Below are 25,545 nucleotides of genomic sequence, written 5' to 3'. Positions count from 1 at the left end.
ACCCTCAGTCGCCGCGACCAGCGGCTGCTCGACCGCACCACACCCGGTCGCCGCATCGTCGCGATCCGCGTCGTGGTGCTTCTGGCGTCGCTCGCCGGCCTGAACTACATCGTCTGGCGGTGGGCCGCGTCGGTGAACTGGTCGTCGTGGTGGATCGCGGTGCCGCTGATCCTCGCCGAGACCTACAGCGTGATCGACTCCCTGCTGTTCGGCCTCGGTGCCTGGCGGCTGCGGGAGCGCGGCGAGCCGCCGGCCGCACCCGACCCCGACACCCTCGAGACGCGGGTCACGGTCGACGTCTTCGTCACCACCTACAACGAAGAGGTCGACCTCGTCATGCGCACCGCCCTCGCGGCGCAGCGCATCCGTTACCCGCACACGACGTGGATACTCGACGACGGCGGTCGCCCCGAGATCCGGGCCGCCGCCGAGACCGCCGGCATCGGCGTCATCACCCGGTCGGACGACTGGGCCGACCGGCCGCGCCACGCGAAGGCCGGCAACCTCAACAACGCGCTGCTCTCGACCGAGGGCGAGTTCCTGTTGATCCTCGACGCCGACCAGGTGCCGAAGCCCGAGATCCTCGATCGCACCCTCGGCTACTTCAAGGACGACCGCATCGCGCTCGTGCAGACGCCGCAGTGGTTCGAGAACGTGCCCGAGTCCGACCCCCTGGGCAGCCAGGCGCCGTTGTTCTACGGGCCCATCCAGCAGTCGAAGGACGGCTGGAACAGCGCGTTCTTCTGCGGATCGAACGCGGTCCTCCGTCGGGAGGCGCTGATGCAGTTGGGCGTCGCGCGGTACGTCACCGAGGTCGAGGCCGCCGTGCGTCGGGCCGTCCGCACCTCGCGCAAACTGCTCGTCCGGGCACGGGAGGAAGCCGTCGACCAGCCCCGCGTGCTCGAGGCGTTGGACGACGCCGAGACCGTCGTCGAGCGGGCCCGGGCCGAGTTCGCCGCGGGCGAGTCCATCGGTGACGTCACCTACCGGTTCCAGCGCAGCATCGACACGATCGCCTTCCGTTTCGCCGACGCCGACCTCGCGGCCATGAAGGGCGACCTCGCCGATCTCGCCGCCATGTCGCTCGGTCCCGACACGTTCGACGCCCTCGACGAGGCAGCCCTCGACCTGCTCGCGCAGCGGTCGTCCTCGCCGCTGGCCGCCATCGAGTCGATCTCGCTGCTCGTCGGCGCGCTCGACGTCGACCGCGGCTCCGAGGCCCAGGCGATCATGCCCCTGGCCACGATCTCGGTCACCGAGGACATGGCCACCGCGATGCGCCTGCACGGGCTGGGCTGGAGGTCGGTCTACCACGACGAGACCCTGGCGATCGGGCTCGCCCCCGAAGACCTGGCCACCATGATGACGCAGCGTCTGCGCTGGGCCCAGGGCACCATGCAGGTGTTCTTCCGCGAGAACCCGCTCGTGCAGAAGGGGCTGTCGTGGGGTCAGCGTCTCATGTACTTCTCCACCATGTGGAGCTACCTCTCGGGATTCGCGGCCGTGGTCTACATCGCCGCGCCCGTGCTGTGCCTGTCGTTCGGCGTCGTCCCGGTGCAGGCCTACAGCGTCGACTTCTTCGCCCGCCTGATCCCCTTCCTGGTGCTCAACCAGGTGCTGTTCTGGGTGGTTGCGGCCGGCAGGCCGACCTGGCGGGGGCAGCAGTACTCGCTGGCGCTCTTCCCCGTCTGGATCGCGTCGGTCACCACGGCCTTCCAGAACGTCTACCGCGGCCGGGCGCTCGGGTTCTCGGTCACCCCCAAGACCAAGCAGGCGGCCACCGGCCCCCGGTGGGACCTCGTCCGCCCGCAGATCTGGGCCGCCGCCTGCCTCGTCGCCGCGCTCGTGCTCGTCGGCGTCCGCTACGCCACCGGGCAGGCCGAGGGCATCGCGCCGCTCGTCAACATCGCCTGGGTGCTCTTCGACCTGGTGATCTTCAGCATCATCGTCCGGGCCGTCCTCTATCCGGGGCCCTCGGCACCCCACGACAAGGAACCATCATGATGACCGTCACCGTCGAAGCCGTCGAAGGCGGCTGCGTCCTCTCACCGCAGGGGCGTCTCACCGTCGTCTCGACACCCCAACTGCGCGACGAGGTGGCGGCGCGCCTCGCCGCCGGCGACCGGCTCATCGTCGTCGACCTCTCGGGCACGACCTTCGTCGACTCGTCGGGCCTCGGAGCCCTCGTGTCGTGCCTCAAGTCGGCGCGTCAGGCCGGGGGAGACCTGCGGCTCGTCGCCCCCACCGAGCAGGTCTCGATGGTGCTGCGCTTGACGAACCTCGACCGCATCCTGAAGCCCCGCGCCTCGGTCGCGGCCGCCCTCGATGACTGAGCGTCCCGGCCCCGTCGTGATCGACGTGGCCGTCGAACCCGAGAGCATCGACCTGGTGCAGAACGCCTTCGAGTCCTGGTGGACCTCGCTCGGCGACGACTCGCTCGAGACGCGCTTCTCGTTCGAGACCGCGATCGTCGAGATCGCGGCGAACGTCATCGAGCACTCCCGTCGCTCCGAGGCGGACCTCGGCCGACGCTTCACCCTGGAGCTGTCGGCCACCGACGACCGCCTGACGGCCGTGTTCCACGACAACGGCATGCCCAGCGACATCGACCTCAGCGCCGTCTCGATGGCCGACCTCGAGGACGAGGACGGCCGCGGCCTGGCCCTGGCGCTGCTCAGCCTCGAGAGTCTCGACTACCGCCACGAGGACGGCCGGAACGTGTGGACGCTCGTGTGCCGACGCTGAACCACCCGTCGGCGCCGGCGCCGCGGCGGCGGCTCGCCCGCCGGATCGGCGCGGCCCTGCTCGCCGTCGCGGCCCTCGTGCCGGTGGCGCTGGGACCGGTGGTGCTCGGGGACGCGACGTCCGCGTCGGCCGCCACCGCGCCTCCTGGACCCTCGGGAACGTGGTTCGGTCCGGACCTCGACTGGGGCTCGGACGGCCCCGACGGCTATGCCGCTCGACTCGGCGCGACGCCGTCGCTGTACGGCGTCAACATCGACTACCCGCTCGACGGCCGGGCCGCCGACGAGTGGCGACGGTCGGCCCGTGCCGCGGCCGCCCAGGGCGCCGTGCTCGTGGTCAGCCTCGAGCCCACCGGGCGGCTCGGCGACCTCGACGCCGCCGACGCGCGTCGGGCCGACGACCTGCTGACCGAGATCGACCAGCAGTACGGCACGCTGCAGCTGGTGCGCTTCGCGCCCGAGATGAACGGCAACTGGCAGCGGTGGGGGCAGCAACCCACCGCGTTCGTCGGCGCGTTCCGCACGTTGGCCGACGTGGTCCACGCGGGGGACTCCCGGGCACGGATGGTCTGGGCTCCGTCGTACGGTGCGGGCTATCCGTTCTCGGACGCCGTCGGCCGCCTCACCGAGACCCCCTCGAGCGACGTCGACCTGCTCGACACGAACGACGACGGGCGCGTGACCGAGGCCGACGACCCCTACGGGCCGTACTACCCCGGCGACGACGCGGTCGACTGGGTCGGCCAGTCGATGTTCTACTTCGCCAAGGGCAGCGCCTCGACGGCCGCCGGCACGTCGGTGCCGTTGGTCGAGAACCAGGCCCCGGCCACCGGCGAGGTCGAGGGACGCTTCGACGAGACCTGGGGCTACACCGAGACGCAGCCCTCGACGTTCTACGAGCGGTTCGCCGAGGGGCGCGACCGGCCGATGCTGCTCGACACGGGCGCCCTCTACGCCGACGAGTTCGACGGTGCGTCCGAACTCGACGTCAAGCAGGGCTGGTGGCGCCAGGTGTTCGACGCCCTGCCGACCCACGACCGGATCGCCGGCGTCACCTGGCTCGAGGTGGAACGCGACGAGGCCGAGGCCGGCGACCGACCCGTCGACTGGCGGGCCACGGCCGAGCCGGGAATCGCGGGGGCCCTGCGCACCGACCTCGAGGCGAGCGACCGCATCGACCTCGGGCCGGTCACCGACCGGGTGACCTCGACCGACGGCGACGCCGCGACCGTGCAGGTGCGCGACGGCGGTGGCGACGAGATGGGCTGGATCGTGGCCTGTGCCGGGGCGCTCGCCCTGGCCTTCCTGGTGAGCGGAGTCGTGGGACGCCTGCTGCCCCGCTGGCGTTACCCCGACGACGGTTCACCCGCCCGTGACCTGCGCATCGACCTGTTCCGTGGGTTCATCATCCTGGCCGTCGTCATCACGCACATCGAGGTCGCCGGACCGTTCTCGTTCGTCACGCTCAAGGCCGTCGGGGCGATCACGGGCGCCGAGATGTTCGTGTTCCTCAGCGGCATCGTGCTCGGCATGGTCTACCCGCTCGGGGTCAAGAAATACGGAGAGAAGGCCGCGGCGATCGGCGCGTTCGTCCGGGCGCGCAAGCAATACGTCGTGACGCTCGCGGTCATCCTGATCGTCTTCGCGCTGAGCTTCGTGCCGTTCCTGAACACCGCCGCGATCACGACCTTCACCGACCGCGGCACGGGCATGACGGGCACGTCGGCCGAGGGACGCGTCTACGACCTCTACCCGAACGTCGACCGCCTGCTCGACTACCCGCCGCCGTGGTACGCGGTGCGCCAGCTGCTGTTGCTCGAGATGGGGCCGTGGCCGTTCAACATCATGGGCCTGTTCGTCGTGCTCAGCCTGACGATCCCGGCGCTGATGTGGGCGATCAGACGACGTGCCTGGTGGGCCGTCTTGCTGGTGAGCTGGGCGCTCTACGCCGTCGGTGTGGTCTTCCCGGACTTCCACCTGCTGCCGTCGCAGTTCGAGCCGGTGTTCCCGCTCTTCGCCTGGCAGGTGCTCTTCACCCACGGGCTCGTGATCGGCTGGTACCGGCGTCAGATCGTGGCGGCGCTGACCACCCGGCTCGGCAAGGTCCTGGTGGGCGTGGGGGTCGTCGGTTACGCCGGGTTCCTCGCGCTGATCTGGGCCGGTCACGCCTACGGCTTCAGCCCGGGGCCGATCCCGTCGGGTCTGTACGACACCCTGTACGCGACCGGCTACCAGCGGGTCGACATGCAGTGGGGCCGCCTGGTCGACGTGGCGCTCGTGGTCGTCTGCGTCTACGCGATCCTCACCGTGTTCTGGAAGCCGATCTCGACCGCGTTCGGCTGGTTCTACGTCCCCCTCGGGCAGGCGAGCCTGTACGTGTTCATCTGGCAGGTCTTCTTCGTGCTGGCCGTCGCGTCGATCCCCGGTCTCGACCGCTCGAGCGTGATCGTCGGCACGATCGTCCACCTGGCCTCGGTGATGCTGCTCTGGGTGATGGTGAAGAAGAAGTTCCTGTTCTCGGTCGTCCCCCGCTGATCACGGGGCGGCGACCACCAGGTCCAGTCCGGCGTCCAGGAGGGCCTGCGTCGCGTCGTCTTCGAGCCGGTCGTCGGTCACGATGGTCTGGAGCTCGGCGAGGCGGAGGGCCCGGTACTTGCCGAAGCGCCCGTATTTCGAGCTGTCCGCGACGAGCACCGAGCGCTCGGCGACCTCGAGCGCGGCCCGCTTGACCTCGACCTTGGCCTCGACGGGCGTGGTGACGCCGTGCGCGAGGTCCCACGAGCTCGACGAGATGAACGCCAGGTCGAGCGACAGCTCGGTGAGGGTCAACCTGGTCAGCCGCCCGAGCGTCGACTGGTTCGCGCTGTCGACACGGCCCCCGACGACGATGAGGTCGACGTCCGGGTGGTCGAAGAACGACCGGACGGTCGCGAGGTCGTTGGTGACGACCGTCAGGCCGGTGACGTCGTCGAGGTGTTCGCGCATGGCCTGCACGGTCGTGCCGGCGTCGAGGTAGACGGTCATGTGGTCGCGCACGAGGGCGGCCGCCTCGCGGGCGATGGCCTGTTTCTGAGCGACGTCGACGTCCTGCTTGACGTCACGGCTCGCCTCGACCAGCAGCCTCGGCGTCAACTTCGCGCCACCGGGCGTGGCCGTGACGCGGCCCTCGTCCTCGAGGGTCGCGACGTCGCGTCGGACCGTCATCTGGCTGACGCCGAGCAGGTCGGTCAGCTGTCGGTAGCTGAGGACGCGCTCGCGCTGCAGGTGCTCGACGATGCTCTCGCGCCGCTGCTCGGGGATGAGGGGGGCTGTGGGGGACACGTCGGCCTTTCTCGCGTCGGTCAGCCTAGTGCGGCAGGGCCCGTCCACGGCATGCCCGAGGCCGCGGTGATGGCGAGCACCTGGTCGGCGGGGATGAGGCGCCGGTCGGCGCCGTGGGTCAGCAGGGCGATCCGGCAGGCCTCCTCGACCTCGACGGCGCCGAGGACCGCGCGGTCGAGGTCCTCGCCGCTGACGACGCTGCCGTGGTTGGACAGCAATGCGGCCCGGAACGGCAGGGGGCTGTCGGTGACGAGCGACCCCATGGCGGGATCGCCCGGGGCGACGAAGGGCAGCAGCGGCACCTGGCCGACCCGCATGAGCGAGTACGGCGTCAGCGGGGGCACGGCGCAGTGCTCCGACCAGGGTTCGAGGCACGACAGGGCGACGGCGGACGGGGAGTGCACGTGGACGACGGCCTGGTGCTCGGGGTTCTTGAGGTACATCGCTCGGTGCAGCGCGACCTCCTTCGACGGCTTGGGGCCGGCGAGCAGCGTGCCGTCGGGGGCGAGCACCGACAGGTCGCCGTCGGTGAGCGACCCCAGCATGGTGCCGGTGCCGGTCATCAGCAGACGGTCGCCGTCGCGGACGCTGACGTTGCCCGAGCTGCCGGGGCTGAGGCCGGCGGCGACGAGGGCCCGCCCGGCCTCGACGAGTCGTTCGACTGCGGTCCGTGCGGTCACTGCGGTCACGAGAGGGCCTCCCAGGCGGTCGAGAACAGGTCGGCGGCACCGAAGTTGCCGCTCTTCAGGACGAGGGCGACCGGTCGGCCGTCACTCGTCGTCGCGGCGCTCCAGCAGACGCCCGGGCCCAGCGGTGGCCCGATGACCAGGGCGGGTGCCCCGAGTGCCGTCACGACGGCACCGCTGGTCTCGCCCCCGGCGACGACGACCAGCCCGACCGTGCCGTCGGCGACGAGGTCGTGCACGAGGGTCGACAGGACCGACTCGACCACGGACGCGGCCTGTGGAGTCGAGGTCGACGGGCCGCGGGGGCCCGCCGCCACGACGTCGGACGGGTCGCCCACCGAGTAGACGACGGGGACGGAATCGGCGTCGAGACCTCGCACCCAGTCGGCGAGTGCCGCGATCTCGGCCGCGGGGTCGGTCGTGGCGGCCGAGAGGTCGACCTTGCGCGTGGGGTGGGTGGCCGCCGCGTGGGCGATCTGGCCGCGGGTGGCGGCGGACGCCGATCCGCACACGACGAGGCGACGCCCGGTCACGTGCGAGAACTCGGCGGGCAGGGCGGGTGGCGGGGCGTCGTCGGCACCGACTCCGAGGCCCAGGCCCGCTCCGCCGCTGAGGAGGCGGTGGTGTGCCGTCGCCCGACCGATCGTCTCGAGGTCGGCGTCGTCCACGGCGTCGACGACGAGGTAGCCCGACGGCGCGTCGTCGAGGGCCGATCGGAGCGCGTCGACCCCGGCGCGGACGTCGTCCAGGGGAACCTCGGTCACGGGGGTCGGTGTCTGGGGTGCGAGGAGGTCGCGCAGCCTCGAGCGCGTCATGGGCGTCAACGGGTGGTGGCGCATCGACGAGTCCTCGAGGAGGTCGTCGCCGACGAAGAGACGACCGTCGCGGACGGTGCGGCCGTTCGCGGGGAACGCGGGGACGACGATCGCCCGGTCGACCCCGAGCCGGTCGCGGAAGGCGTCGAGGACGGGCCCGATGTTGCCCTCGTCGGTCGAGTCGAAGGTCGAGCAGTACTTCAGGGCGAATCGTTCGGCGCCGGCCTCGACCAGCCAGGACAGGGCGGCGGTCGACCGCTCGACGGCCTCGTCGACGGGGGCCGTGCGGGTCTTCAGGGCGACCACGACGGCGTCGACGCCCGCGTACGTCGCCGGCTCGACGGCTGCGGGGGTGACGACGACCACCGTCTCGAGGCCGCGGCGGCGGAACCCCGAGGCGAGATCGGTGGCTCCGGTGAAGTCGTCGGCGACGGCACCTATCAACATGCGGGACCTCTCGGTGGCGGGCGGGCTCGCGGTGCTGCCGTGTCGGCGCCGCGAGCGTGGACAGTCTATGTGACTATTTGGTGCGATGTTTGACAATTTGATAAGTCTCGCTACAGTTGCCATGCTCGCCCGGGCCGCTCCTGGCCTCTTGAACGAACGGGAACAACGGTGATCCTCCACTCGACGACGTCTCGCGCGACTCCGGTCCGCGTCCTCCTCACCGGTGCGAACGGTGGGTACGGCCGCACGCTGCTCGACCAGCTGCGCCGTCTGCCCGACCTGACGGCCACGCAGCTCGTCGACCCCGACGTCGCCGGGGTGACGGCCATGCTCCACGAACTCGGAGTGCCCGCCTCGTCCGTCGCGACGCCGTCGACGGCAGCGGCCACCGCCGAGGCGGTGTCGGCCGGCTCGGTCGCCGTGATCGCGGACGCCTCGGCCGTCGACTGGGACGGTGTCGACGTCCTCGTCGAGGCCACCGGTCGCATCGAGGCCGGCCACCGCTACGCCGACACCGCTCTCGAGCGCGGCGTGCACGTCGTCATGGTCAGCAAGGAGGTCGAGTCGGTGGCCGGAGTGGCGTTGAGCGCCAAGGCCCGCGCGGCCGGCCTGCGGTACCTGCCCGGCGACGGCGACCAGCCCGCGAACCTGCTGCGTCTCGTCTCGTGGGTTCTCGAGTGCGGCTTCGACGTCGTGGCCCTCGGCAAGTCGGGCGAGTACGACCTCGCGTTCGACCCCGCCACGGGCGTCGTCGACCAGGCCGGCACGACCGTGGACGCCCCGGCCCTCGCGTCGTTGCTCGACCTGGGCGACGACCCCCTGGCGACCGTCGAGGCGCGTGCCGCCGCGGTCGCCGGCCTCAAGCGGGCGGCGGCCGCCGACTCGTGCGAGATGAACGTCGTCTCGCTCTACACCGGCGCCCGCGCCGACGTCGAGGCCATGCACTACCCCGTCGCCCGCCCGGACGAGCTCGCCGACCTGTACACGGCACGCGAGGACGGCGGTCTGCTCGGTCGCACCGGCGTCGTCGACGTCTTCTCGATGCTCCGCCTGCCGGGCGAGGCCAGCTTCGCCGGCGGCGTCTTCGTGATCGTCCGCACCGGTGACCCCGTCACCTGGGAGACGCTGCGGGGCAAGGGCCACGTCGTCAGCCGCGACGGCCGTCACGCCTGCATCTACTGGCCGTACCACTTCATGGGCGTCGAGACCCCGCTCAGCATCGTCGCCGCCGTCGACGGGACGTCGCGCCTGCCCGAGCCCCGGCAGCACACGGTCCTCGCGGCCCGGGCCGGCGAGGCCCTGTCGGCCGGCACCGCCTTCCGCGTCGAAGGCCACCACCACGAGATCGCCGGTGTCGCACCCGTGATCGTCGATCCCGACGACGACGGGATCGCCCCCTACTACCTGCTCGGCGGCGCGCGACTCGTGGCCGACGTGGCCCCCGGCGCCCTCGTGCGACTGGACGACCTCGCCGACGTGCCCGAGGCGGCGCTGGCGGCCTACCGGGCCGGGCTCGCGCTGGGTCGCTGACCCGCGCCTCCTCGGCTTTCCCTCCCCCCGACCCCGTGACACCCCGAACCAGGAGATCGACGACGATGCCCCTCACCCCCGACCCGACCGACCCGACCCCGGCGGCGACCTCATGAGCGTCGAGCTCGTCGCGCTGATCGTCCTCGTCGCCGTCTTCGCCCTCTCGGCGATCCGCAACGTGCACATGGGCGCCCTGGCGCTCGTCGCCGCCCTCCTGGTCGGCGTGCTCGTCGTCGGCGAGAGCCTCGACGACGTCCTCGGCGGCTTCCCGGTCGACGCCCTGCTGATCCTGCTCGGCATCACCTACCTGTTCGGCATCGCCCGCGAGACCGGCGTCGTGGACTGGCTGGTCGACCGCTCGGTCGGTCTGATCGGCGACCGCGTGGCACTCATCCCCTGGGCGATGTTCGTCATCGGCACGCTCGTCGCGTGCCTCGGGACGTCGCACGCCGCCTTCACGATCGTCCCGATCGCGATGAGCCTGGCGCACAAGCACAAGATCCACTCGACGATGATGGGCATCGTCATGAGCTCGGCCATCGTCGGCGGCGCCCTGGCCCCGACGAGCATCAACGGCATCACGGTCATGACCGTGGCGCGGGCCTCGGGCATCCCGTACAACCCGGGTCTGATGTTCGGCCTCTCGGTCGGCGTGAACACGCTCGTCGTGCTGGTCGCGTTCTTCCTGTTCGGTGGTCGCGAGCTCATCGCCCGGACCCGGGCGGCGGGCGTCGCCCGGGCCACGGTGGCGGCCGGCGGCACCGGCGGCACCGGCGGCACCTCCGTCACCGCTGGTCGGCACGGTCAGGGCGGCACCGCCGTCCTCGCCGAGCCCGCCACCGCCACCCGACTCGGCGCCTACCAGGTCGTCGTGCTCGTGAGCATCCCGGTGCTGATCGTCGGCTTCTTCACGATCACGCTGCTCGACGTCGACCTCAACCTCGGTGCGGTCGCGCTGACGCTCGCCGTCTTCCTCGCCTTCCTCAAGCCCGACGTCGGACGTGCGTCGCTGGCGCGCATCGACTGGAACACCATCCTGCTGCTCGGCGGGATCATCACCTACGTCGGCGTCCTGACGCGGCTCGGCGCCATCGACCAGCTCGGTGAAGTCGCCCGCTCGGTCTCGTCGCCGCTCCTCGCCGCGTTCGTCATCTGCGTGATCGCCGGCCTCGTGTCGGCCTTCGCCTCGACCATCGGCATCCTGGGTGCGCTCATCCCGCTCGCCGTCCCCCTGCTCGTCCCGGGCGGCGGACTCGAGATGACCGGCTTCATCTACGCCCTGGCGATCTCCGCCTCGCTCGTCGACTGCGCTCCGTTCGGCACGACCGGCGCGACCATCGTCGCCTCGGGCGTCGAGGAGGACCGGCCCCGCCTCTACCGCCACCTGACCCGATGGGGTCTCTCGATGGTGGTCATCGGGCCGGTCGTCACGCTGCTGGCGTTCGTGGTGCCGTTCCTCTGGGCCTGACCGGTCTGGCCTGATCGGTCGGGCCTGACGGCCTCGAGGACGCAGGAGGCGCGGGTCACGTGACCCGCGCCTCCTGCGTTTTCGATTTTCTCGCGACGTCACCCAAACGGGGGAGGCGTGCCGCTCCGAAGACATGCCCGGGTGCCCCTGGGCACCCCGTGCCCGACCGAGCCCGTCGCGGCACGACGTCGGCGGCCCGAACCGCTGACACCGTCGGCGGCCCGAACCGCCGGCACCGTCGGGAGCCCGAATTCCCGGCACGGACTCTGGTGTCAAGGGCGACACCGGGGTCTGCGGGGGTCGAGGTCAGGTCCGGTCGAGTGCGAGCCGAAGTCGACGAGTCACACCAGGCCCGCGCTCGAGTCCGGCCGTCAGGGTCGGGCGGCGATCGAGCCGTGCCAACGCGGAGAGCAGACGACGCCTCTCGACGGCCGTCGCGCCGTCGCCGAGGCGGACGGTCCTGCCTACGGCTGTGCCGAGCAAGGCGATGTCGAGGAGATGACGGTCGGGATTCGGGTCGTCGTTGACGAGAGCGGCCGCCTTCGCGAACAGGGCGCCTTGCAGCGTCGGTCGGAGAACCGTTCCGACGACACCGGCGACCTCGACCTGCACCGGCTCTGCCCGGTTCAACGCCCCCTGTGCGCCCGCGGACGCGATCGTCGTCCCGCCCGAGGCGCCTCGTCGGGAATCCGCTCGTTCGCCGAGGAAGCGCGGGATCAGGACGTCGATCTGCGCTCGGCCGTTCACCCATCGATGGTGGTGGCCGGTCCACGACTCACCGTCCGGCCCGTAGCCGAGGTCCGCGAGGCTGCTGGTGAAGTCGTAGAGCATCCGGGGATGGGCTCGTACGTCCAGTGCTGCGTCTGCGTCCTCGGTGGGGCGGGATGTGGTGATCCCGTGTTCCCAGCACAGCGAGTGGACCATCTGGCCACCCACGAGGCACCAACCGGTCGGCAGTCGCCGGTGGACGGCGAAGAGAGAATGCCACGCGGCCGCCTGGGCCGGCGTCATGACGGGGGCGACGATCGTCATGCCAGGTGCTCGGCCACGAGACGGCCGACCTGGGCCCGCTCCCGTGGCCCGGGGCTCTGTGCGAGGTCCACGAGCAGGACCGCCAGCGGCACCGGATCACTCGGGCGGACGTCGTCGACGTGCAACAGCACGGTGGGCCGGTCGGAGGGTTCGAGGACGAACTCGTCGAGCACGGCATCGAGGTCGTCGGCGCCGATGTGGGCCTCGAGCATCCCGGCGGCTGCGATCCCGGCACGGGGGTCGCTGAACCCGGAGGGGACGACGCGGCCGTCGGCGGGGAGGTCGGCGACATCGCTCGGGAGCCCGTCGAGTCGCAGGGGCCGCCGGGGGCGGAACCATGCCCAGACGAGATCGGCGGGGTCGGCGTCGGACCTCAATTCGTCGAGGTGTCTCGTGAGGCGCACTCTCTCGGTGGGCGTCAACCCGTCGTCGAGACCGTCCAGTCGTGCGGACAGGGCCTGCTGCATGCGGAAGCCGAGAGGGCGCCGGGCGACGGCCCGGTGTTCGAGCGAATCGTCGATCAGCCAACGCCCCGCGACCCGTCGCGCAGGAAGTGCGCCGCACGCCGCCTGCGCCTGGACGCGGCGGACCGAGAGGCCGTTCTTGGCGGCGTAGTCGGCGACACTCTGCTCGGGCATGCACACAAGGGTACGCCGAGACGTATGGAAGTGTAAACAGGGGGCCGGAGTCGCGGGCCTCACCCGGGCGGCGGCCCCGTCGTCCCGCGCACCACGAGCCGGGTCGGCAGCTGCACCTCGGGCGCGGCCGGTTCGCCGCCCTCCAGCATCGTGAAGAGCATGCCCGCCGCCGCGCTGCCGAGTCGCTGCATGGGCTGCTGCACGGTCGTCAACGGCGGCGACTCGCGCGACGCCTCGGGGATGTCGTCGAACCCGACGATGCTGAGGTCCTCGGGCACGCGCAGGCCGAGGTCGAGGGCGGTGCGCAGCAGGGCGATGGCCGAGAGGTCGTTGGCGGCGAAGACGGCGGTCGGCCGGTCGGCACTGGTCAGCAGCGAGCGGGCCGCCTGTCGCGAGGCCGTCAGCTCGAAGTCGCCGTTGCGGGTCAGCCCCGGGTCGCGCGTGATGCCGGCCGCCCGCAGCGCCTGCACGTAGCCCGCCTCGCGCAACGACGCTGACCGCAGGTCGGGGCGCCCGGCCAGGAAGCCGATGCGCCGGTGGCCCAGGCCGAGCAGGTGCTCGACGGCGAGCAACGCGCCGCCGCGGCTGTCGGCCTCGACCGACGGCAGGTCGGTGCGTCCGGTGTGCGGGTCGACGGCCACCACGGGGATGCTCGCGGCCGTCGTCAGCACCGACGGCGTGACGAGGATCGCCCCGTCGATCAACGTGCCGCTCAACCGGCTCAGCGATCGACGCTCCCACCCGGTGTTCTCGCCGCGGTGCGCCCCGCTGTAGGCCAGCAGGTCGTACTCGGCACCCCGTGACCGCACGGCCGCCCCGACCCCCTTGAGGACCTCCGAGCTGAACGGCTCGAAGTCGGCGACCAGCACCCCGATCACGCCGGTGCGGCGGGCCCGCATGCTGCTGGCCACCAGGCTCGACTCGTAGCCGAGCTCGTCGACCGCCGCCATCACGCGCTCGATCGCCCGGGCCGAGACGCCGTAGCGCCCGTTGACCGCCTTCGACACCGTCGCGACCGACACCCCGGCCGCCCGTGCCACGTCGTGGATCGTCACCCGTGCCGTCATCACGTCGGCAGCCTAGCCCGACGGAAATGGTTTTCGAAAACGTTTGACACCGCCCCGGACATTTTTGACACTGAGGCCATGCCGCGCATCGGAGCACGGCACGCTCGGCCGACCACGGCCGCTCAACGAAGAGGAAAAGGTGGAACCATGACCACATCTCGACGGCTCCTGGCCGGGTCTGCGGCCCTGCTGATCGGAGCGGGACTGCTGACCGGCTGCAGCACCGGAGGCGGAGGCGGGTCGGACGACGGCACGCTCACCCTCTGGCAGAACTCGACGACCGGCCCCGGCCAGGACTTCTGGACGGCGACCGCGGCCGACTTCGAGAAGGCCAACCCGGACGTGAAGATCGACGTCCAGACCGTGCAGAACGAGGACTTCGACAGCAAGCTGCAGACGGCCCTCAACTCGGGCGACGCCCCCGACGTGTTCCTCCAGCGCGGCGGCGGCAAGCTCCAGGCGATGGTCTCGGCCGGACAGGTCAAGGACCTCACCGACGTCATCTCGGACGACGCGAAGCAGGACATCAGCGAGGGCACCTTCGGGTCGGGTTCGGTCGACGGCAAGGTCTACTCGATGCCCGTCGCCGTCCTGCCCGGGGGCTTCTGGTACAGCCAGGACCTCTTCGACGCGGCCGGCGTCACCGAGGCCCCGAAGACGATGGACGAGCTCGACCAGGCCGTCACCGCCCTCAAGGGCTCGGGCGTCTCGCCCGTCGCGCTCGGCGGCAAGGACGCCTGGCCCGCCGCCCACTGGTACTTCTTCTTCGCCCTGCGCGCCTGCAGCAGCGACGTGCTCGAGCAGGCCGCTGCCGACCGCGACTTCAGCGACGACTGCTGGGTCAAGGCCGCCGAGGACCTCGCCGACTTCCGCGACACCGAGCCCTTCAACGACGGGTTCCTCACGACTGCCGCCCAGCAGGGCGCCGGCAGCTCGGCCGGCCTCATCGCCAACCACCAGGCGGGCATGGAGCTCATGGGGGCCTGGAACCCCGGCGTCATCGCCTCGCTCACGCCCGACCAGCAGCCGCTGGCCGACCTCGGCTGGTTCCCCTTCCCCGCCGTCGACGGCGGTGACGGCGAGACCGGCGCCATCATGGGCGGCGTCGACGGGTACTCGTGCTCGGCCGGTGCTCCCGACTCGTGCGTCGACTTCCTGAACTACCTGGCGACCCCGGACGTGCAGACGGCTTACTACAAGGCCTTCAACGCGCCTCCCGTCAACACGGTCGCCCAGGAGGCCGTCACCGAGCCCTACCTGCAGGACGTGCTCAGCGCCTACAACGACGCCCCGTTCGTCTCGCAGTGGCTCGACACCGTCTACGGCCTGAACGTGGGCAACGCGATGAACGTCGCCGTGGTCGACCTGCTCTCGGGCGACGGCACGCCGCAGCAGTTCGTCGACGCCGTCGACGCCGCCGCCAAGAAGGCGTAGAGGTCGGATCGTGAGTCTCCGCGAACCCTCCGTGCGGCCCGCCGCACCCTCGCGGCCTCACGCCACCGCCGGGGGCGAGGCGCTCGCCTCGCCCCCGGCGGCCTCCCGGGCCGTGTCCCGGAAGGGGCGTGGCGCCCGCGGCCTCGAGATCGCCCTGCTCGTCGGCCCCGCCCTCGTGGTGTTCCTGGCGTTCGTGGTCTTCCCCATCGTGATGGCCGCCTACTACGGCTTCTTCAGCTGGTCCGGCTTCGGCCCGCCCACCGACTTCGTCGGGTTCCGCAACTACGTCACGATCTTCCAGGACCCGACCTTCCTCGACGCGTTGCGGCACAACGCCACGATCGTCGTGCTCTCGCTCGTGCTGCAGGGGCCGGTCGCCATCGGTCTCGCGTTGCTGCTCAACCGCAAGCTGCGCGGTCAGTCGCTGATCCGCGTGCTGATCTTCGTGCCGTACGTCATCAGCGAGGTCGTCGTCGGCACGGGCTGGAGCCTCATGCTCCAGGGCAGCGGCGCCGTCAACGACCTGCTCACCAAGGTCGGCCTCGGCTCGCTCGCCACCGACTGGCTCGCCGACCCCAGCATCGCCATCTGGACGCTGCTGGTGATCATCACCTGGAAGTACGTCGGCTTCGCCGTCATCCTCTTCCTCGCCGGGCTGCAGGGCGTGCCCGAAGAGCTCAGCGAGGCCGCGGCCATCGACGGCGCGAGCTGGTGGCAGATCCAACGCCGCATCACGCTGCCGCTGCTCGGCCCGACCCTGCGCATCTGGGCGTTCCTGTCGATCATCGGCTCGCTGCAGCTGTTCGACCTCGTCTACATCATCTGGGGTCAGTACATCGCGGCGACCGCCGGCACCTCGACCATGGCGACCTACATGGTCGCGAACGGCCGCACCTCGGGCAGCTACGGCTACGGCAACGCCGTCGCGGTCGTGCTGTTCCTCATCTCGCTCGTCGTCGCCCTCGTCTACCAGCGCTTCGTGCTGCGACGCGACACGGCCGGGGCCGTCACGACCTCGGCGACCACCGCAGGAGAAGAACGATGACCGCCTCGACCCTCACCGCGCCTCCTCGGGGCCGCGGGCCCGCCGCCACCGGCGACCGACCGCCCGAGCGCAGGAGGCGCGGCATCGCCGATCCCGGACGCGGCGTCGCGTACGTGGTCGCGGCGGTCGTCATCGTGGCGATGCTCGCGCCCGTCGCGTTCATCGTGATCGGCGGCTTCCGCACCAACGCGCAGATCACGACCGACCCGTCGGGGTTCCCCAGCCCGTGGCAGGTCGGCAACTACCTCGACGTCCTGACCGGCGGCACGTTCTGGCGACAGGTCGGCAACTCGCTGATCTCGGCCGGGGCGACCACGATCGGCACGGTCGCGCTCGGCCTGGCCGCCAGCTACGTGCTGGCCCGGTACCGCTTCGCCGGTCGCGGGGTGCTCTACGCGCTCTTCGCGGCGGGGCTGATGTTCCCGATGACCGTCGCGATCACGCCGCTGTACCTCGTCATCCGCGACCTCGGGCTGACGAACTCGCTCGCCGGCGTGATCCTGCCGCAGATCGCCTTCGCCCTGCCGACGACGATCATCATCCTCGTGCCGTTCCTCCGCGCGATCCCCGACGAGATCGAGGAGGCCGCGTTCATCGACGGCTGCAGCCGCCTCGGCTTCTTCTTCCGCATGGTGGTGCGGCTGTCGCTGCCCGGCGTGATCACCGTGGGCATCCTCGCGTTCATCGGCGCCTGGAACTCGTACCTGCTGCCGCTGTTCATCCTCAACGACCCGTCGACGTTCACCCTGCCGCTCGGCGTGCAGGCGTTCTCGTCGCAGTACTCGGTCGACACGGCCCGCGTGCTCGCCTTCACGGCGCTGTCGATGCTGCCCGCGTTGATCTTCTTCAGCCTCTTCGAACGCCGCATCGTCGGCGGGCTCACCGGGGCGGTCAAGGGATGACCGCCACCGACACCGTCACAGACCAGGAGGCGCGAGCCGACATGACCGACACCGCTCACCGACCGCAGGCCCTCACGGTCGGCGAACCCCGCGCCTCCGACCGGGTGGCGTCGCTGCTGGCCGAGATGACCCTCGACGAGAAGCTCGCCCAGCTGGTCGGCTGGTGGGTCGACCAGGGGGCCGAGAACGTCGCCCCGATGCAGGGCGAGATGGCGACGTCGGGCGACTACGTCGAGGCGACCCGGCACGGGCTCGGCCACCTGACGCGGGTCTACGGGACCAGGCCGGTGGACCCGGTCGAGCGCGCCTCCTGGTTGTGGCGCGAACAGCGTCGCCTGCGCGACGAGACCCGGCTGGGCATCCCCGCGCTGGTGCACGAGGAGTGCCTGACCGGACTCGCCGCCTGGCAGGCCGCGACGTTCCCGACGCCGCTCGCCTGGGGTGCGTCGTTCGACCCCGAACTGGTCGAACGCATGGCCCGGCTCATCGGCGGCTCGATGCGCGACCTCGGCGTGCACCAGGGCCTCGCGCCCGTGCTCGACGTCATCCGCGACACCCGGTGGGGTCGGGTCGACGAGTGCATCGCCGAGGACCCCTACGTCGTCGGCACGATCGGCACCGCCTACGTGAAGGGGCTGCAGGCGGCCGGCGTGCACGCGACCCTCAAGCACTTCGTGGGCTACTCGACCTCGGCGGCGGGGCGCAACCACGCGCCGGCCCAGGTCGGGCCGCGGTTCGTCGAGGACGTGCTGCTGCCGCCGTTCGAGATGGCCGTGCTCGACGGCGGGGTGCGCTCGGTGATGAACTCGTACGCCGAGATCGACGGGGTGCCGGTCGCCGGGACGCCGTCGTACCTGACCGACGTGCTGCGCCGGCGCTGGGGGTTCGACGGGGTCGTCGTGTCGGACTACTTCTCGGTGGCGTTCCTGCAGGTGATGCACGCGGTGGCGGCCGACCGGGGCGAGGCCGCGGCGCTGGCCCTCGAGGCCGGCATCGACGTCGAGCTGCCCACCGGCGACGCCTACCTCGAGCCCCTCGCCGAGCGCGTGCGTGCCGGAGAGGTCGACGAGGCGCTCGTCGACCGTGCGGTGCTGCGCGTGCTCGCCGAGAAGGAGGAGCTCGGGCTGCTCGACGAGACCTTCGAGACACCGCCACCGACCTCGATCGACCTCGACTCGGCCGAGCACCGGGCGGTCGCGCGACGCCTCGCCGACGAGTCGGTCGTCGTGCTGACCAACGACGGGGTGCTGCCGCTGGTGCGGGGCGCTGCCGCTGCAGGTGCCGATGCAGGTGCCGGTGCCGCTGCCGGCCCGGCCTCGGTCGCGGTGGTCGGCCCGAACGGCGACAGTGCCGAAGCCCTGATGGGCTGCTACTCGTTCGTCAACCACGTGCTGGCGCACCACCCCGGCGTGCCGCTCGGCATCGAGCTGCCGACCGTCGCCGAGTCCCTGCGCGCCGAGCTGTCCATGGCCGACGTCGTGGTCGAGGCCGGCTGCGACGTCGAGGGCGACGACCGGTCTCGGATCGCCGCCGCGGTCGACGCCGCCCGCGGGGCCGAGGTGGCCGTCGTGGTCGTCGGCGACCGGGCCGGCCTGTTCGGGCGGGGCACCGTCGGTGAGGGCAACGACGTCGAGAGCCTCGAGCTCCCCGGGGTGCAGCGCGAGCTCGTCGAGGCCGTCGTCGCCACGGGCACTCCCACCGTCATGGTCGTGCTCTCGGGGCGGCCGTACGCCATCGGCTGGGCGGTGTCGGGCGCGGGGGCGCCGGCCGCCGTCGTCCAGGCGTTCTTCCCGGGGGAGGAGGGCGGTGCCGCGGTCGCCGGCGTCCTGACGGGCAGTGTCGAGCCGTCCGGGCACCTGCCCGTGTCGTTGCCGCGCTCGGCCGGGGCGCAGCCGTTCTCGTACCTGCACCCGGTGCTCGGCGGTCCGTCGGAGGTGACGAGCGCCGACAGCACGCCCGTGCTGCCGTTCGGGCACGGGCTGTCGTACACCTCGTGGCGACGCTCCGACCTGGTGGTCGACTCGGCCGAGGTGCCGGCGGGCGGCTCGTTCGTCGCGTCGGTGACGGTCGCCAACACGGGCGACCGCCCCGGCACCGACCTCGTGCAGCTCTACGCGCACGACGTCGTGGGTTCGGTCACCCGGCCCGTCGCGCAGCTGCTCGGCTACGCGCGCGTCGCGCTCGACCCCGGTCAGGAGGCGCGGGTCTCCTTCCGTGTCCCCACCACCCGTCTGGCGCTGAGCGACCGGCAGCACCGACGGGTCGTCGAGCCCGGTGACGTCGAGCTCTGGGTCGGCGGCTCGTGCGCCGAGCGCGAGACCGAGGCGGCGGTGCGCCTGACGGGCGACGCGTACCCGGTGACGATCGCCGACGAGCGCATCGTCGGCGTCGAGATCGCGACGAGCCCCGGCGGCTGATCCGCGCCTCCCCGGGTGGCCGACCCGCGCCTCCCCCGGGGTGGCCGACGCGCGCCTCCCCGGGTGGCCGACCCGCACCTCCGCTGGTCGCCGACCCGCGCCTCCTCTGCCCGTGAACCCCGTTCCGTGCGATGAACCACGAACCTTCGTGGTTCATCGCACGGAACGGGGTTCGTCGCGGAACGGCAGTGCGGAACGGCAGTGCGGGGGCGGTCGCGCGAGGCAGGAGGCGCGGCGGGCGTCAGCGGACGGTGACCTGCACCGGCTTCGAGACGCTGGTCGCGACCGTGCTCGCCCCGGCGTACGAGGCCGAGAGCGAGTAGGTCCCCGCCTGCGCGAACTTCGCGAGAGCGACGGTCACCCGCCCCGAACCCGTGGCCGACAGCGTCGCCGTGCCGACGACCTTGCCGCCGGCGGTCACGGTGACGGTGCCGGTCGGGTTCGGGACGCCCGCGGCCGAGACCGTGACGGTGACGCTCGAGGCGGTGTTCTTCTTGACGGCGGTCGAGCCGGGCACGAGGGCGCTGGTCGACGTCGCCTTCGTGACGGTCATGGTGGCCGTGACGCTCGTCGACGACGTCAGCGAGGCGTCGGCCGGGGTGAAGGTCGCGACGAGGCGGTGGGTTCCCACGGTCGTCGTCGACGGCAGCGCGTAGCTCGCCTTGCCGCCCGAGACGGCGACCTGTGCCACGCGGGTGCCGTCGAGCGACACCGAGACCGTGCCGGTCGGCACGACCCCGGCGACGCCGGTGACGGTGACCGTCGCCGTCACGGGGGTCGAGCCGTAGGCCTGGGTGCTGCGGTTCAGCGTCAGCGAGGTCGCCGACGCCGCCTTGTCGACCGTGACGGGGACGACCGTCGAGTCCGACGCGGCCTGCGCGGCCGTGTCGGGGACGAAGGAGGCGCGCAGCGAGTGGGCACCCGCGGCCGTCGTCCCCGGCAGGGTCACCGCGGCGCGTCCGCCGGCCCCGACCCGCACGGAGCCGACGACGGTGGTGCCGTCCCGCAGCGTGACCGTGCCGGCCGGGGCGGACCCGTCGGCCGTGGTGACCTGCGTGGTGGCCGTGATGAGCGTGGTGGAGCCGTAGGTCTGGCGGGTCCGGTCGACGGTCAGCGCGCTCGTGGTCGTCGTGGCGGGAGCCTTCTTCGCGGCGCCGGCGAACGTGACGTCGAGCACCGCGCCTCCCGACGGGGTCATGGAGCGGACCGACACGGTGAAGCCACCGTTCGCACTCGTGAACGACTCGCCCGCGTCGAGGTGCGTGTCGCGGCGGCTGGGGTCGCGCTTCGCGTCGAGGCCGACGGCCAGGGCGACGGTCGACACCGTGCTGCCCGAGAGGGTGAGCGGTCGGAGCACGCGGACGCTGCCGGTCGTCTTGTCGCTGGTGAGGGCACAGCGGGTGAAGCCCGACGCGACGAGTGCGCAGGACGCCGCCCGGCCGCCGAACTCGGCGCTGGTCGCGTCCGTGCCGGTGGCGGTGCGGTACTCGACGTAGTAATCCTGCCCGCTGAGCGGATCGACGACCTTGAGGGCGCGGCCCTTGGCGGTGCCGTCGAGCGAGGCGACGGTGACCTGCCGGGTGGTGCCGGCCCCGCTGAGCGTGGTGACGTCGGTCAGGTAACCGGCACGGACCTTCTGGACGGACGACAGGTGGGGTCGGGCCGACGAGACCGAGTAGCCCATGATGTCGAGGAAGTCGCCGTACTCGAGCACGGGGCAGGCGGCGGGGGTGTCGGTCGACGTGGCGTAGCGGTAGTCGCTCGCGGCCCCGTCGAAGGAGGTCGTGCTGCGGCACATGCCGGCGCCGGCGTGGCCGAAGCCGAGGTTGTGGCCGAACTCGTGGAGCAGGACCGGGACGCCGAGCGCGGTGCCCGCACCGTACGAGCTGAAGACCTCGCCGCCGTCGCCGCCGACCGTGCCGAACGCCGTCGCCGTCGTGCCGCAGGTCTCGCGGCTGAGGACGATCAGGTGTTCGTTGGTCCCGGCCCAGGCGTACTTGGCGAACCGACCCCCGAAGGCCGAGGTGTGGACCGTGTTGAGCACGGTGGCGGGGACGCACGAGGCCTGGTCGAGCGGGCGGGTCTCGATGCCGGCGAGCGTCACGTTCACGGTGTGGCCCGACTCCTCCCACCAGTAGTCGTGCAGCTGCGTGACGGCGGTGCGGATCGAGGCGTCGTCGGGCGGCGTGGCGGAGTCGTCCGAGGTCGCGGCGGTCACCGTGGCGATGCTGACGTAGACCGGGTGGTTCGTCACCCCGGCCGCCGGCGACACGGCGTCGTCGGTCTGTGCCTTGAGGAGGGGCGCGGCGGGCACCTTCACCATGTCGCGGGACAGGTCGGCCGCGACGCCCGCGGTGACGGTGGAGGCGGCGGAGGTCGACGCGGTGGTCGAGGCCGCGGCCGTCGTGACCGGGACCGTGCCGGCCGAGAGGGACGAGGGGGCGGCGGCCTGGGCCGGTGCGGACACCAGGGCGGTGAGCACGAGGGCCGCGGCGGCGGCGGTGGCCGCGAGGCGGCCGGTCGGGAACGAGGGCATGCAGGACTCCAAGAGGTCTCGGAGGCGCGAGTCGTCACCGAGGATGTGATGCTCCGTCGGACGTCGGGGAACGACGGAGGTCCTGCCGCCTCGGCGGACGTCGGGGAACGTCGAGGCGGCAGGGCTCGCCGGCGGACGTCGGGGAACGCCGGAGAGGTGACGGCAGCGAGCCGTCGGTGGGGGTTCATACCCACGAATGGAACTCAACCACCCCCGTCCGCCCTCGCGGACCCCCCGTACGAGTGGGCGGGCACCCCCAGAACAGGACCGTTCGGGATCTCCGGGGCCGCGCCTCCTGCCTGGGCGTCAGCCCTGACGGACCGGGGGACGGGGTATATCGTCCGGGTATCGTTCGACCGCGCTCCACCCTCGAGAAGGAGAACACCATGAGCAGCACGTCAGCACCCGGCACCTTCGGATTCGGCACCGGCCTCGACGGCATGTGGCAGGCCATGGAGCAGCTCCGCTCGACCTTCGACCGCCGCGAGGGCACCCGCGCCCCCCGGGGCGAGGTGCGTGCCGCAATCCTCGCGCTGCTGGCCGAACGCCCGATGCACGGCTACCAGATCATCCGCGAGATCGACGAGCGCAGCGGCGGCGACTGGAAGCCCAGCGCCGGATCCGTCTACCCGACCCTGCAGCTGCTCTCCGACGAGGGGCTCGTCGCCGCGGAGGAGACCGACGGTCGCAAGGTCTACTCGCTGACCGACGCCGGCCGCGCCGCCGCCGGGGTCGACCCGTCGGCACCGTGGGAGCCCGAGCGCTCCGCCACCGGCGACCGCTTCCGCGCCCTGCCGAAGGCCGGCGTCGAGCTGGCCCGCGCCACGGCGCAGGTCGGCCGCACGGGCTCGCCCGAGCAGGTCGACGAGGCGGTGGCGGTGCTCGACGAGGCCCGTCGTCGCATCTACTCGATCCTCGCCCGAGACTGACGAGGGTGGCGTCGACCGACCCCTCCGCGTCCAGTCCACCGGTGCGTGACCGAGCCGGCCGCGCGCGCTACCGCCGCATCCTGCGGTTCGCCTCGCGGCATCTCGCCGTCACCTGGTGGTTCGAACTCGTCCTGCCCCGCTTCGGTCTGCGGCGTCTGGCCGAACGGACCCGGGCCCGGCGCATGCGGCGCTTCGCCCGAGGTTTCCACGCGCTCGCGCTCGACCTCGGCGGCCTGATGATCAAGGTCGGCCAGTACCTGTCGTCACGCCTCGACGTGCTGCCGCCCGAGATCACCAAAGAACTCGAGGGGCTGCAGGACGAGGTCACGCCCGTCCCCTTCGCCGGCATCCGCGCCCTGGCCGAGGCCGAACTGCGCCGACCCCTGGGGCAGGTCTTCGCGACGGTGGCCGAGACGCCCATCGCCGCCGCGTCGCTCGGCCAGGCGCACCGCGCGACGCTCGGGCCCGCCGACGCCGCCGACACGGGCCTCACCGACGTCGTGCTCAAGGTGCAGCGGCCCGGCATCGACGCCGTGGTCGACGTCGACCTGGCGGCACTCCGTCGCGTCGGCGGCTGGCTCAGCCACGTCCGGCTGGTGTCGGACCGGGTCGACGCCCCCGCCCTCGTCGAGGAGTTCGCGCGCACCAGCCTCGAGGAGATCGACTACCTGAACGAAGCCGCCAACTCGGCCCGGTTCGCCGCCGACTTCGCCGACGACGACCGCGTGAGCGTGCCCGACGTCGTGTGGGAGCGCACCACGCGTCGCGTCCTCGTGCTCGACGACGTCTCGGCGATCAAGATCACCGACGTCGACGCTCTCGCCGCGGCCGGCATCGACCCCGCCGACGTCGCGCCCGTCTTCGCCGAGGTGATGTTCGACCAGCTCTTCACCCACGGGTTCTTCCACGCCGACCCGCATCCCGGCAACATCTTCGTCACGCCCGTGCCCGACGCGGTCGACGGGCAGCGCCCGTGGAAGCTCACCTTCATCGACTTCGGCATGATGGGCGAGGTGCCGACGGGCACCCGGACGGGCCTGCGCAAGCTGCTGATCGCGGCGGCCTCCCGCGACGGCTCGGGCATGGTCAACGCCATGCGCGACCTCGGCGTCCTGCTGCCGAGCGCCGACACGCTCGGGCTCGAGCGGGCCGTGACCGCCACCTTCGCCCGGTTCGGCGGCATGGGGTTCGCCGAGCTCCGTCAGGTCGACCCGCGCGAGTACCGCGAGTTCGCCGGCCAGTTCGGCGACCTCATCCGGTCGTTGCCGTTCCAGCTGCCCGAGGACTTCCTGCTCGTCCTGCGGGCGATGACGCTGACCTCGGGGGTCGCCAGCGCGCTCGACCCCGCCTTCAACCTGTGGGACTCGGTCGAGCCGTACGCCGCCCAGCTGATCCGCGACGAACGGGGCAACGCGGTGCAGGACGTCACGCGCCGCACCCTCGACGCCGCCACGGTGGCCGTGCGCCTGCCCGGCCGACTCGACCACCTCGTCACGCGCCTCGAAGACGGGACGCTCGAGGTGGGCAGCCCCCGGATCGAACGTCAGCTGACCCGCATCGAGCGGACCGCCCGGCGCGTGGTCTCGGCCGTGCTCTTCGCGGCCCTGCTCATCGCCGGAGCGGTCCTGCGCAGCGGGGACGACGTGGTCGGCACGGTGCTGATGGTCACCTCGGCGGTCCCGCTGCTGCACGCGCTCGTCGCGGGTCGCGGCCGCTGAGGCGGGGTCGGGACGATCCGGCGGGGTACGTGGCGATCCCCCTCACTGGGGACACGACGCCCCTTACCGAGATGACGTTCCGTCGGTACCTTCGCCCCATCGGCACCGTGCCGAGACGTCCGAGCCCCCTCCCGACAGGCACCACGGGGGCCTCGGCGCCCCCCCACCCGAAGGACTCCCCGACATGTCCCGATCGATCAGTCGCGCCCGCTGGACGCGCCGTGCCCGCTGGGCCGCCGTGCCCGTCGCCGTCATCGCCTCCGGCGCCATCATCTCCACGGCGTCGTACTCGGCCTTCTCGGCCACCACCTCGAACCCCACGAGCAACTGGTCGACCGGCACCGTGCAGCTCACGGACGACGATTCCGGCGTCGCCCTGTTCTCGGCCTCGAACCTGATGCCCGGTGACGCCGGGACGAAGTGCATCACGGTCACCTCGACGGGCAGCCTGCCCTCGGCCGTCCGCCTCTACGGCACCGCCGCGACCACGACGAACTCGCTGTCGTCGTACCTCGACCTGACGATCCAACAGGGGTCGGGAGCCTCGAGCGCCTCGTGTGACGGCTTCACCCCGGCGAGCCAGGGTGCCCAGGTCTTCTCGGGCACGCTGGCCGACTTCGCGGGCCAGCGGACCGGCTACGCGAACGGCGCCCCGACCTGGTCGCCGACCGGGACCACCAGCGAGTCCCGCTCGTTCAAGTTCTCGTACACGCTCAGCCAGTCCACCCCGAACACCGTTCAGGACTCGCGCGCGGCGATCGCCTTCACCTGGGAGGCCCAGACCCGCTGACGCGGGAGTCGACGCCCGAGCCGGAA

20 protein-coding genes are annotated in these 25,545 nt (G+C 72.0%); 13 read left to right on the top strand and 7 right to left on the bottom strand.

Features of this window, described 5'->3' with window-relative positions; all coding sequences use genetic code 11:
* Window positions 1–24: 24 nt before the first annotated feature.
* Genes SJY14_RS15070 through opgC form a run of 4 tightly spaced genes read left to right on the top strand, consistent with a single transcriptional unit; the run spans window position 25 to window position 5,279 of the window.
* On the top strand, window positions 25–2,004 hold the full coding sequence (locus SJY14_RS15070) for a glycosyltransferase (protein ID WP_396600284.1): 1,980 nt from the start codon (window positions 25–27) through the stop codon (window positions 2,002–2,004).
* Window positions 2,001–2,333 (top strand): STAS domain-containing protein, encoded by a 333-nt coding sequence (locus SJY14_RS15065; protein WP_055977855.1) that lies wholly within the window; start codon window positions 2,001–2,003, stop codon window positions 2,331–2,333. Before SJY14_RS15070 ends, SJY14_RS15065 begins: the two co-directional genes overlap by 4 nt.
* Complete coding sequence (locus SJY14_RS15060; protein ID WP_143048621.1) at window positions 2,326–2,745, top strand: ATP-binding protein; 420 nt, start codon at window positions 2,326–2,328, stop codon at window positions 2,743–2,745. Before SJY14_RS15065 ends, SJY14_RS15060 begins: the two co-directional genes overlap by 8 nt.
* On the top strand, window positions 2,733–5,279 hold the full coding sequence (gene opgC / locus SJY14_RS15055) for an OpgC domain-containing protein (RefSeq protein WP_071255766.1): 2,547 nt from the start codon (window positions 2,733–2,735) through the stop codon (window positions 5,277–5,279). The genes SJY14_RS15060 and opgC overlap by 13 nt, the downstream gene beginning before the upstream one ends.
* On the opposite strand, the gene SJY14_RS15050 is transcribed toward opgC, so the two are convergent.
* Genes SJY14_RS15050 through otnK form a run of 3 tightly spaced genes read right to left on the bottom strand, consistent with a single transcriptional unit; the run spans window position 5,280 to window position 8,013 of the window.
* Complete coding sequence (locus SJY14_RS15050) at window positions 5,280–6,065, bottom strand: DeoR/GlpR family DNA-binding transcription regulator (protein WP_396599325.1); 786 nt, start codon at window positions 6,063–6,065, stop codon at window positions 5,280–5,282.
* Between the two features lie 20 nt (window positions 6,066–6,085).
* Window positions 6,086–6,754, bottom strand: coding sequence for a class II aldolase/adducin family protein (locus tag SJY14_RS15045; RefSeq protein WP_396599324.1), 669 nt, complete (start codon window positions 6,752–6,754; stop codon window positions 6,086–6,088).
* Window positions 6,751–8,013, bottom strand: coding sequence for a 3-oxo-tetronate kinase (gene otnK / locus SJY14_RS15040; RefSeq protein ID WP_396599323.1), 1,263 nt, complete (start codon window positions 8,011–8,013; stop codon window positions 6,751–6,753). Before otnK ends, SJY14_RS15045 begins: the two co-directional genes overlap by 4 nt.
* Window positions 8,014–8,181: 168 nt before the next feature.
* On the opposite strand from otnK, the gene SJY14_RS15035 reads away from it, so the two are divergent.
* On the top strand, window positions 8,182–9,543 hold the full coding sequence (locus SJY14_RS15035; protein WP_396599322.1) for a homoserine dehydrogenase: 1,362 nt from the start codon (window positions 8,182–8,184) through the stop codon (window positions 9,541–9,543).
* 112 nt (window positions 9,544–9,655) lie between these two features.
* The gene (locus SJY14_RS15030; protein ID WP_396599321.1) at window positions 9,656–11,011 is read left to right on the top strand and encodes an SLC13 family permease; all 1,356 of its coding nucleotides are present in this window, start codon (window positions 9,656–9,658) and stop codon (window positions 11,009–11,011) included.
* A gap of 306 nt (window positions 11,012–11,317) precedes the next feature.
* Here SJY14_RS15030 and SJY14_RS15025 read toward each other — a convergent pair whose 3' ends face one another.
* The 3 genes from SJY14_RS15025 to SJY14_RS15015 are packed head-to-tail and all read right to left on the bottom strand — an operon-like array spanning window position 11,318 to window position 13,748.
* Window positions 11,318–12,043, bottom strand: coding sequence for a hypothetical protein (locus tag SJY14_RS15025; RefSeq protein ID WP_396599320.1), 726 nt, complete (start codon window positions 12,041–12,043; stop codon window positions 11,318–11,320).
* Window positions 12,040–12,681: a hypothetical protein gene (locus SJY14_RS15020; protein ID WP_396599319.1), complete on the bottom strand. Its 642-nt coding sequence runs from the start codon at window positions 12,679–12,681 to the stop codon at window positions 12,040–12,042. The genes SJY14_RS15025 and SJY14_RS15020 overlap by 4 nt, the downstream gene beginning before the upstream one ends.
* 59 nt (window positions 12,682–12,740) lie before the next feature.
* Entirely contained in the window at window positions 12,741–13,748 is a 1,008-nt protein-coding gene (locus SJY14_RS15015; protein WP_396600283.1) for a LacI family DNA-binding transcriptional regulator, read from the bottom strand.
* 147 nt (window positions 13,749–13,895) lie between these two features.
* Between SJY14_RS15015 and SJY14_RS15010 the strand changes: the two genes are divergently transcribed.
* Genes SJY14_RS15010 through SJY14_RS14995 form a run of 4 tightly spaced genes read left to right on the top strand, consistent with a single transcriptional unit; the run spans window position 13,896 to window position 19,546 of the window.
* The gene (locus SJY14_RS15010) at window positions 13,896–15,182 is read left to right on the top strand and encodes an ABC transporter substrate-binding protein (protein WP_396599318.1); all 1,287 of its coding nucleotides are present in this window, start codon (window positions 13,896–13,898) and stop codon (window positions 15,180–15,182) included.
* A 10-nt stretch (window positions 15,183–15,192) separates the two neighbouring features.
* Window positions 15,193–16,227, top strand: a complete 1,035-nt coding sequence (locus SJY14_RS15005) for a carbohydrate ABC transporter permease (RefSeq protein ID WP_054147388.1) — start codon at window positions 15,193–15,195, stop codon at window positions 16,225–16,227.
* The gene (locus SJY14_RS15000; protein ID WP_396599317.1) at window positions 16,224–17,129 is read left to right on the top strand and encodes a carbohydrate ABC transporter permease; all 906 of its coding nucleotides are present in this window, start codon (window positions 16,224–16,226) and stop codon (window positions 17,127–17,129) included. Before SJY14_RS15005 ends, SJY14_RS15000 begins: the two co-directional genes overlap by 4 nt.
* A gap of 41 nt (window positions 17,130–17,170) precedes the next feature.
* Window positions 17,171–19,546 (top strand): beta-glucosidase, encoded by a 2,376-nt coding sequence (locus SJY14_RS14995; RefSeq protein ID WP_396599316.1) that lies wholly within the window; start codon window positions 17,171–17,173, stop codon window positions 19,544–19,546.
* Window positions 19,547–19,787: 241 nt separating this feature from the next.
* On the opposite strand, the gene SJY14_RS14990 is transcribed toward SJY14_RS14995, so the two are convergent.
* The gene (locus tag SJY14_RS14990; protein ID WP_396599315.1) at window positions 19,788–22,082 is read right to left on the bottom strand and encodes an Ig-like domain repeat protein; all 2,295 of its coding nucleotides are present in this window, start codon (window positions 22,080–22,082) and stop codon (window positions 19,788–19,790) included.
* Window positions 22,083–22,468: 386 nt separating this feature from the next.
* Between SJY14_RS14990 and SJY14_RS14985 the strand changes: the two genes are divergently transcribed.
* The 3 genes from SJY14_RS14985 to SJY14_RS14975 all read left to right on the top strand — a co-directional run bounded on the left by SJY14_RS14985 (window position 22,469) and on the right by SJY14_RS14975 (window position 25,519).
* On the top strand, window positions 22,469–23,011 hold the full coding sequence (locus SJY14_RS14985) for a PadR family transcriptional regulator (RefSeq protein WP_054147384.1): 543 nt from the start codon (window positions 22,469–22,471) through the stop codon (window positions 23,009–23,011).
* 41 nt (window positions 23,012–23,052) lie between these two features.
* On the top strand, window positions 23,053–24,729 hold the full coding sequence (locus SJY14_RS14980; RefSeq protein WP_255364222.1) for an AarF/ABC1/UbiB kinase family protein: 1,677 nt from the start codon (window positions 23,053–23,055) through the stop codon (window positions 24,727–24,729).
* Window positions 24,730–24,913: 184 nt separating this feature from the next.
* Window positions 24,914–25,519 (top strand): hypothetical protein, encoded by a 606-nt coding sequence (locus SJY14_RS14975; RefSeq protein WP_396599314.1) that lies wholly within the window; start codon window positions 24,914–24,916, stop codon window positions 25,517–25,519.
* Window positions 25,520–25,545 lie beyond the last annotated feature (26 nt).

Source organism: Frigoribacterium sp. R86507, from assembly GCF_044597695.1.
Lineage (GTDB): Bacteria > Actinomycetota > Actinomycetes > Actinomycetales > Microbacteriaceae > Frigoribacterium.
This window is presented reverse-complemented; position numbering and strand designations above follow the sequence as displayed.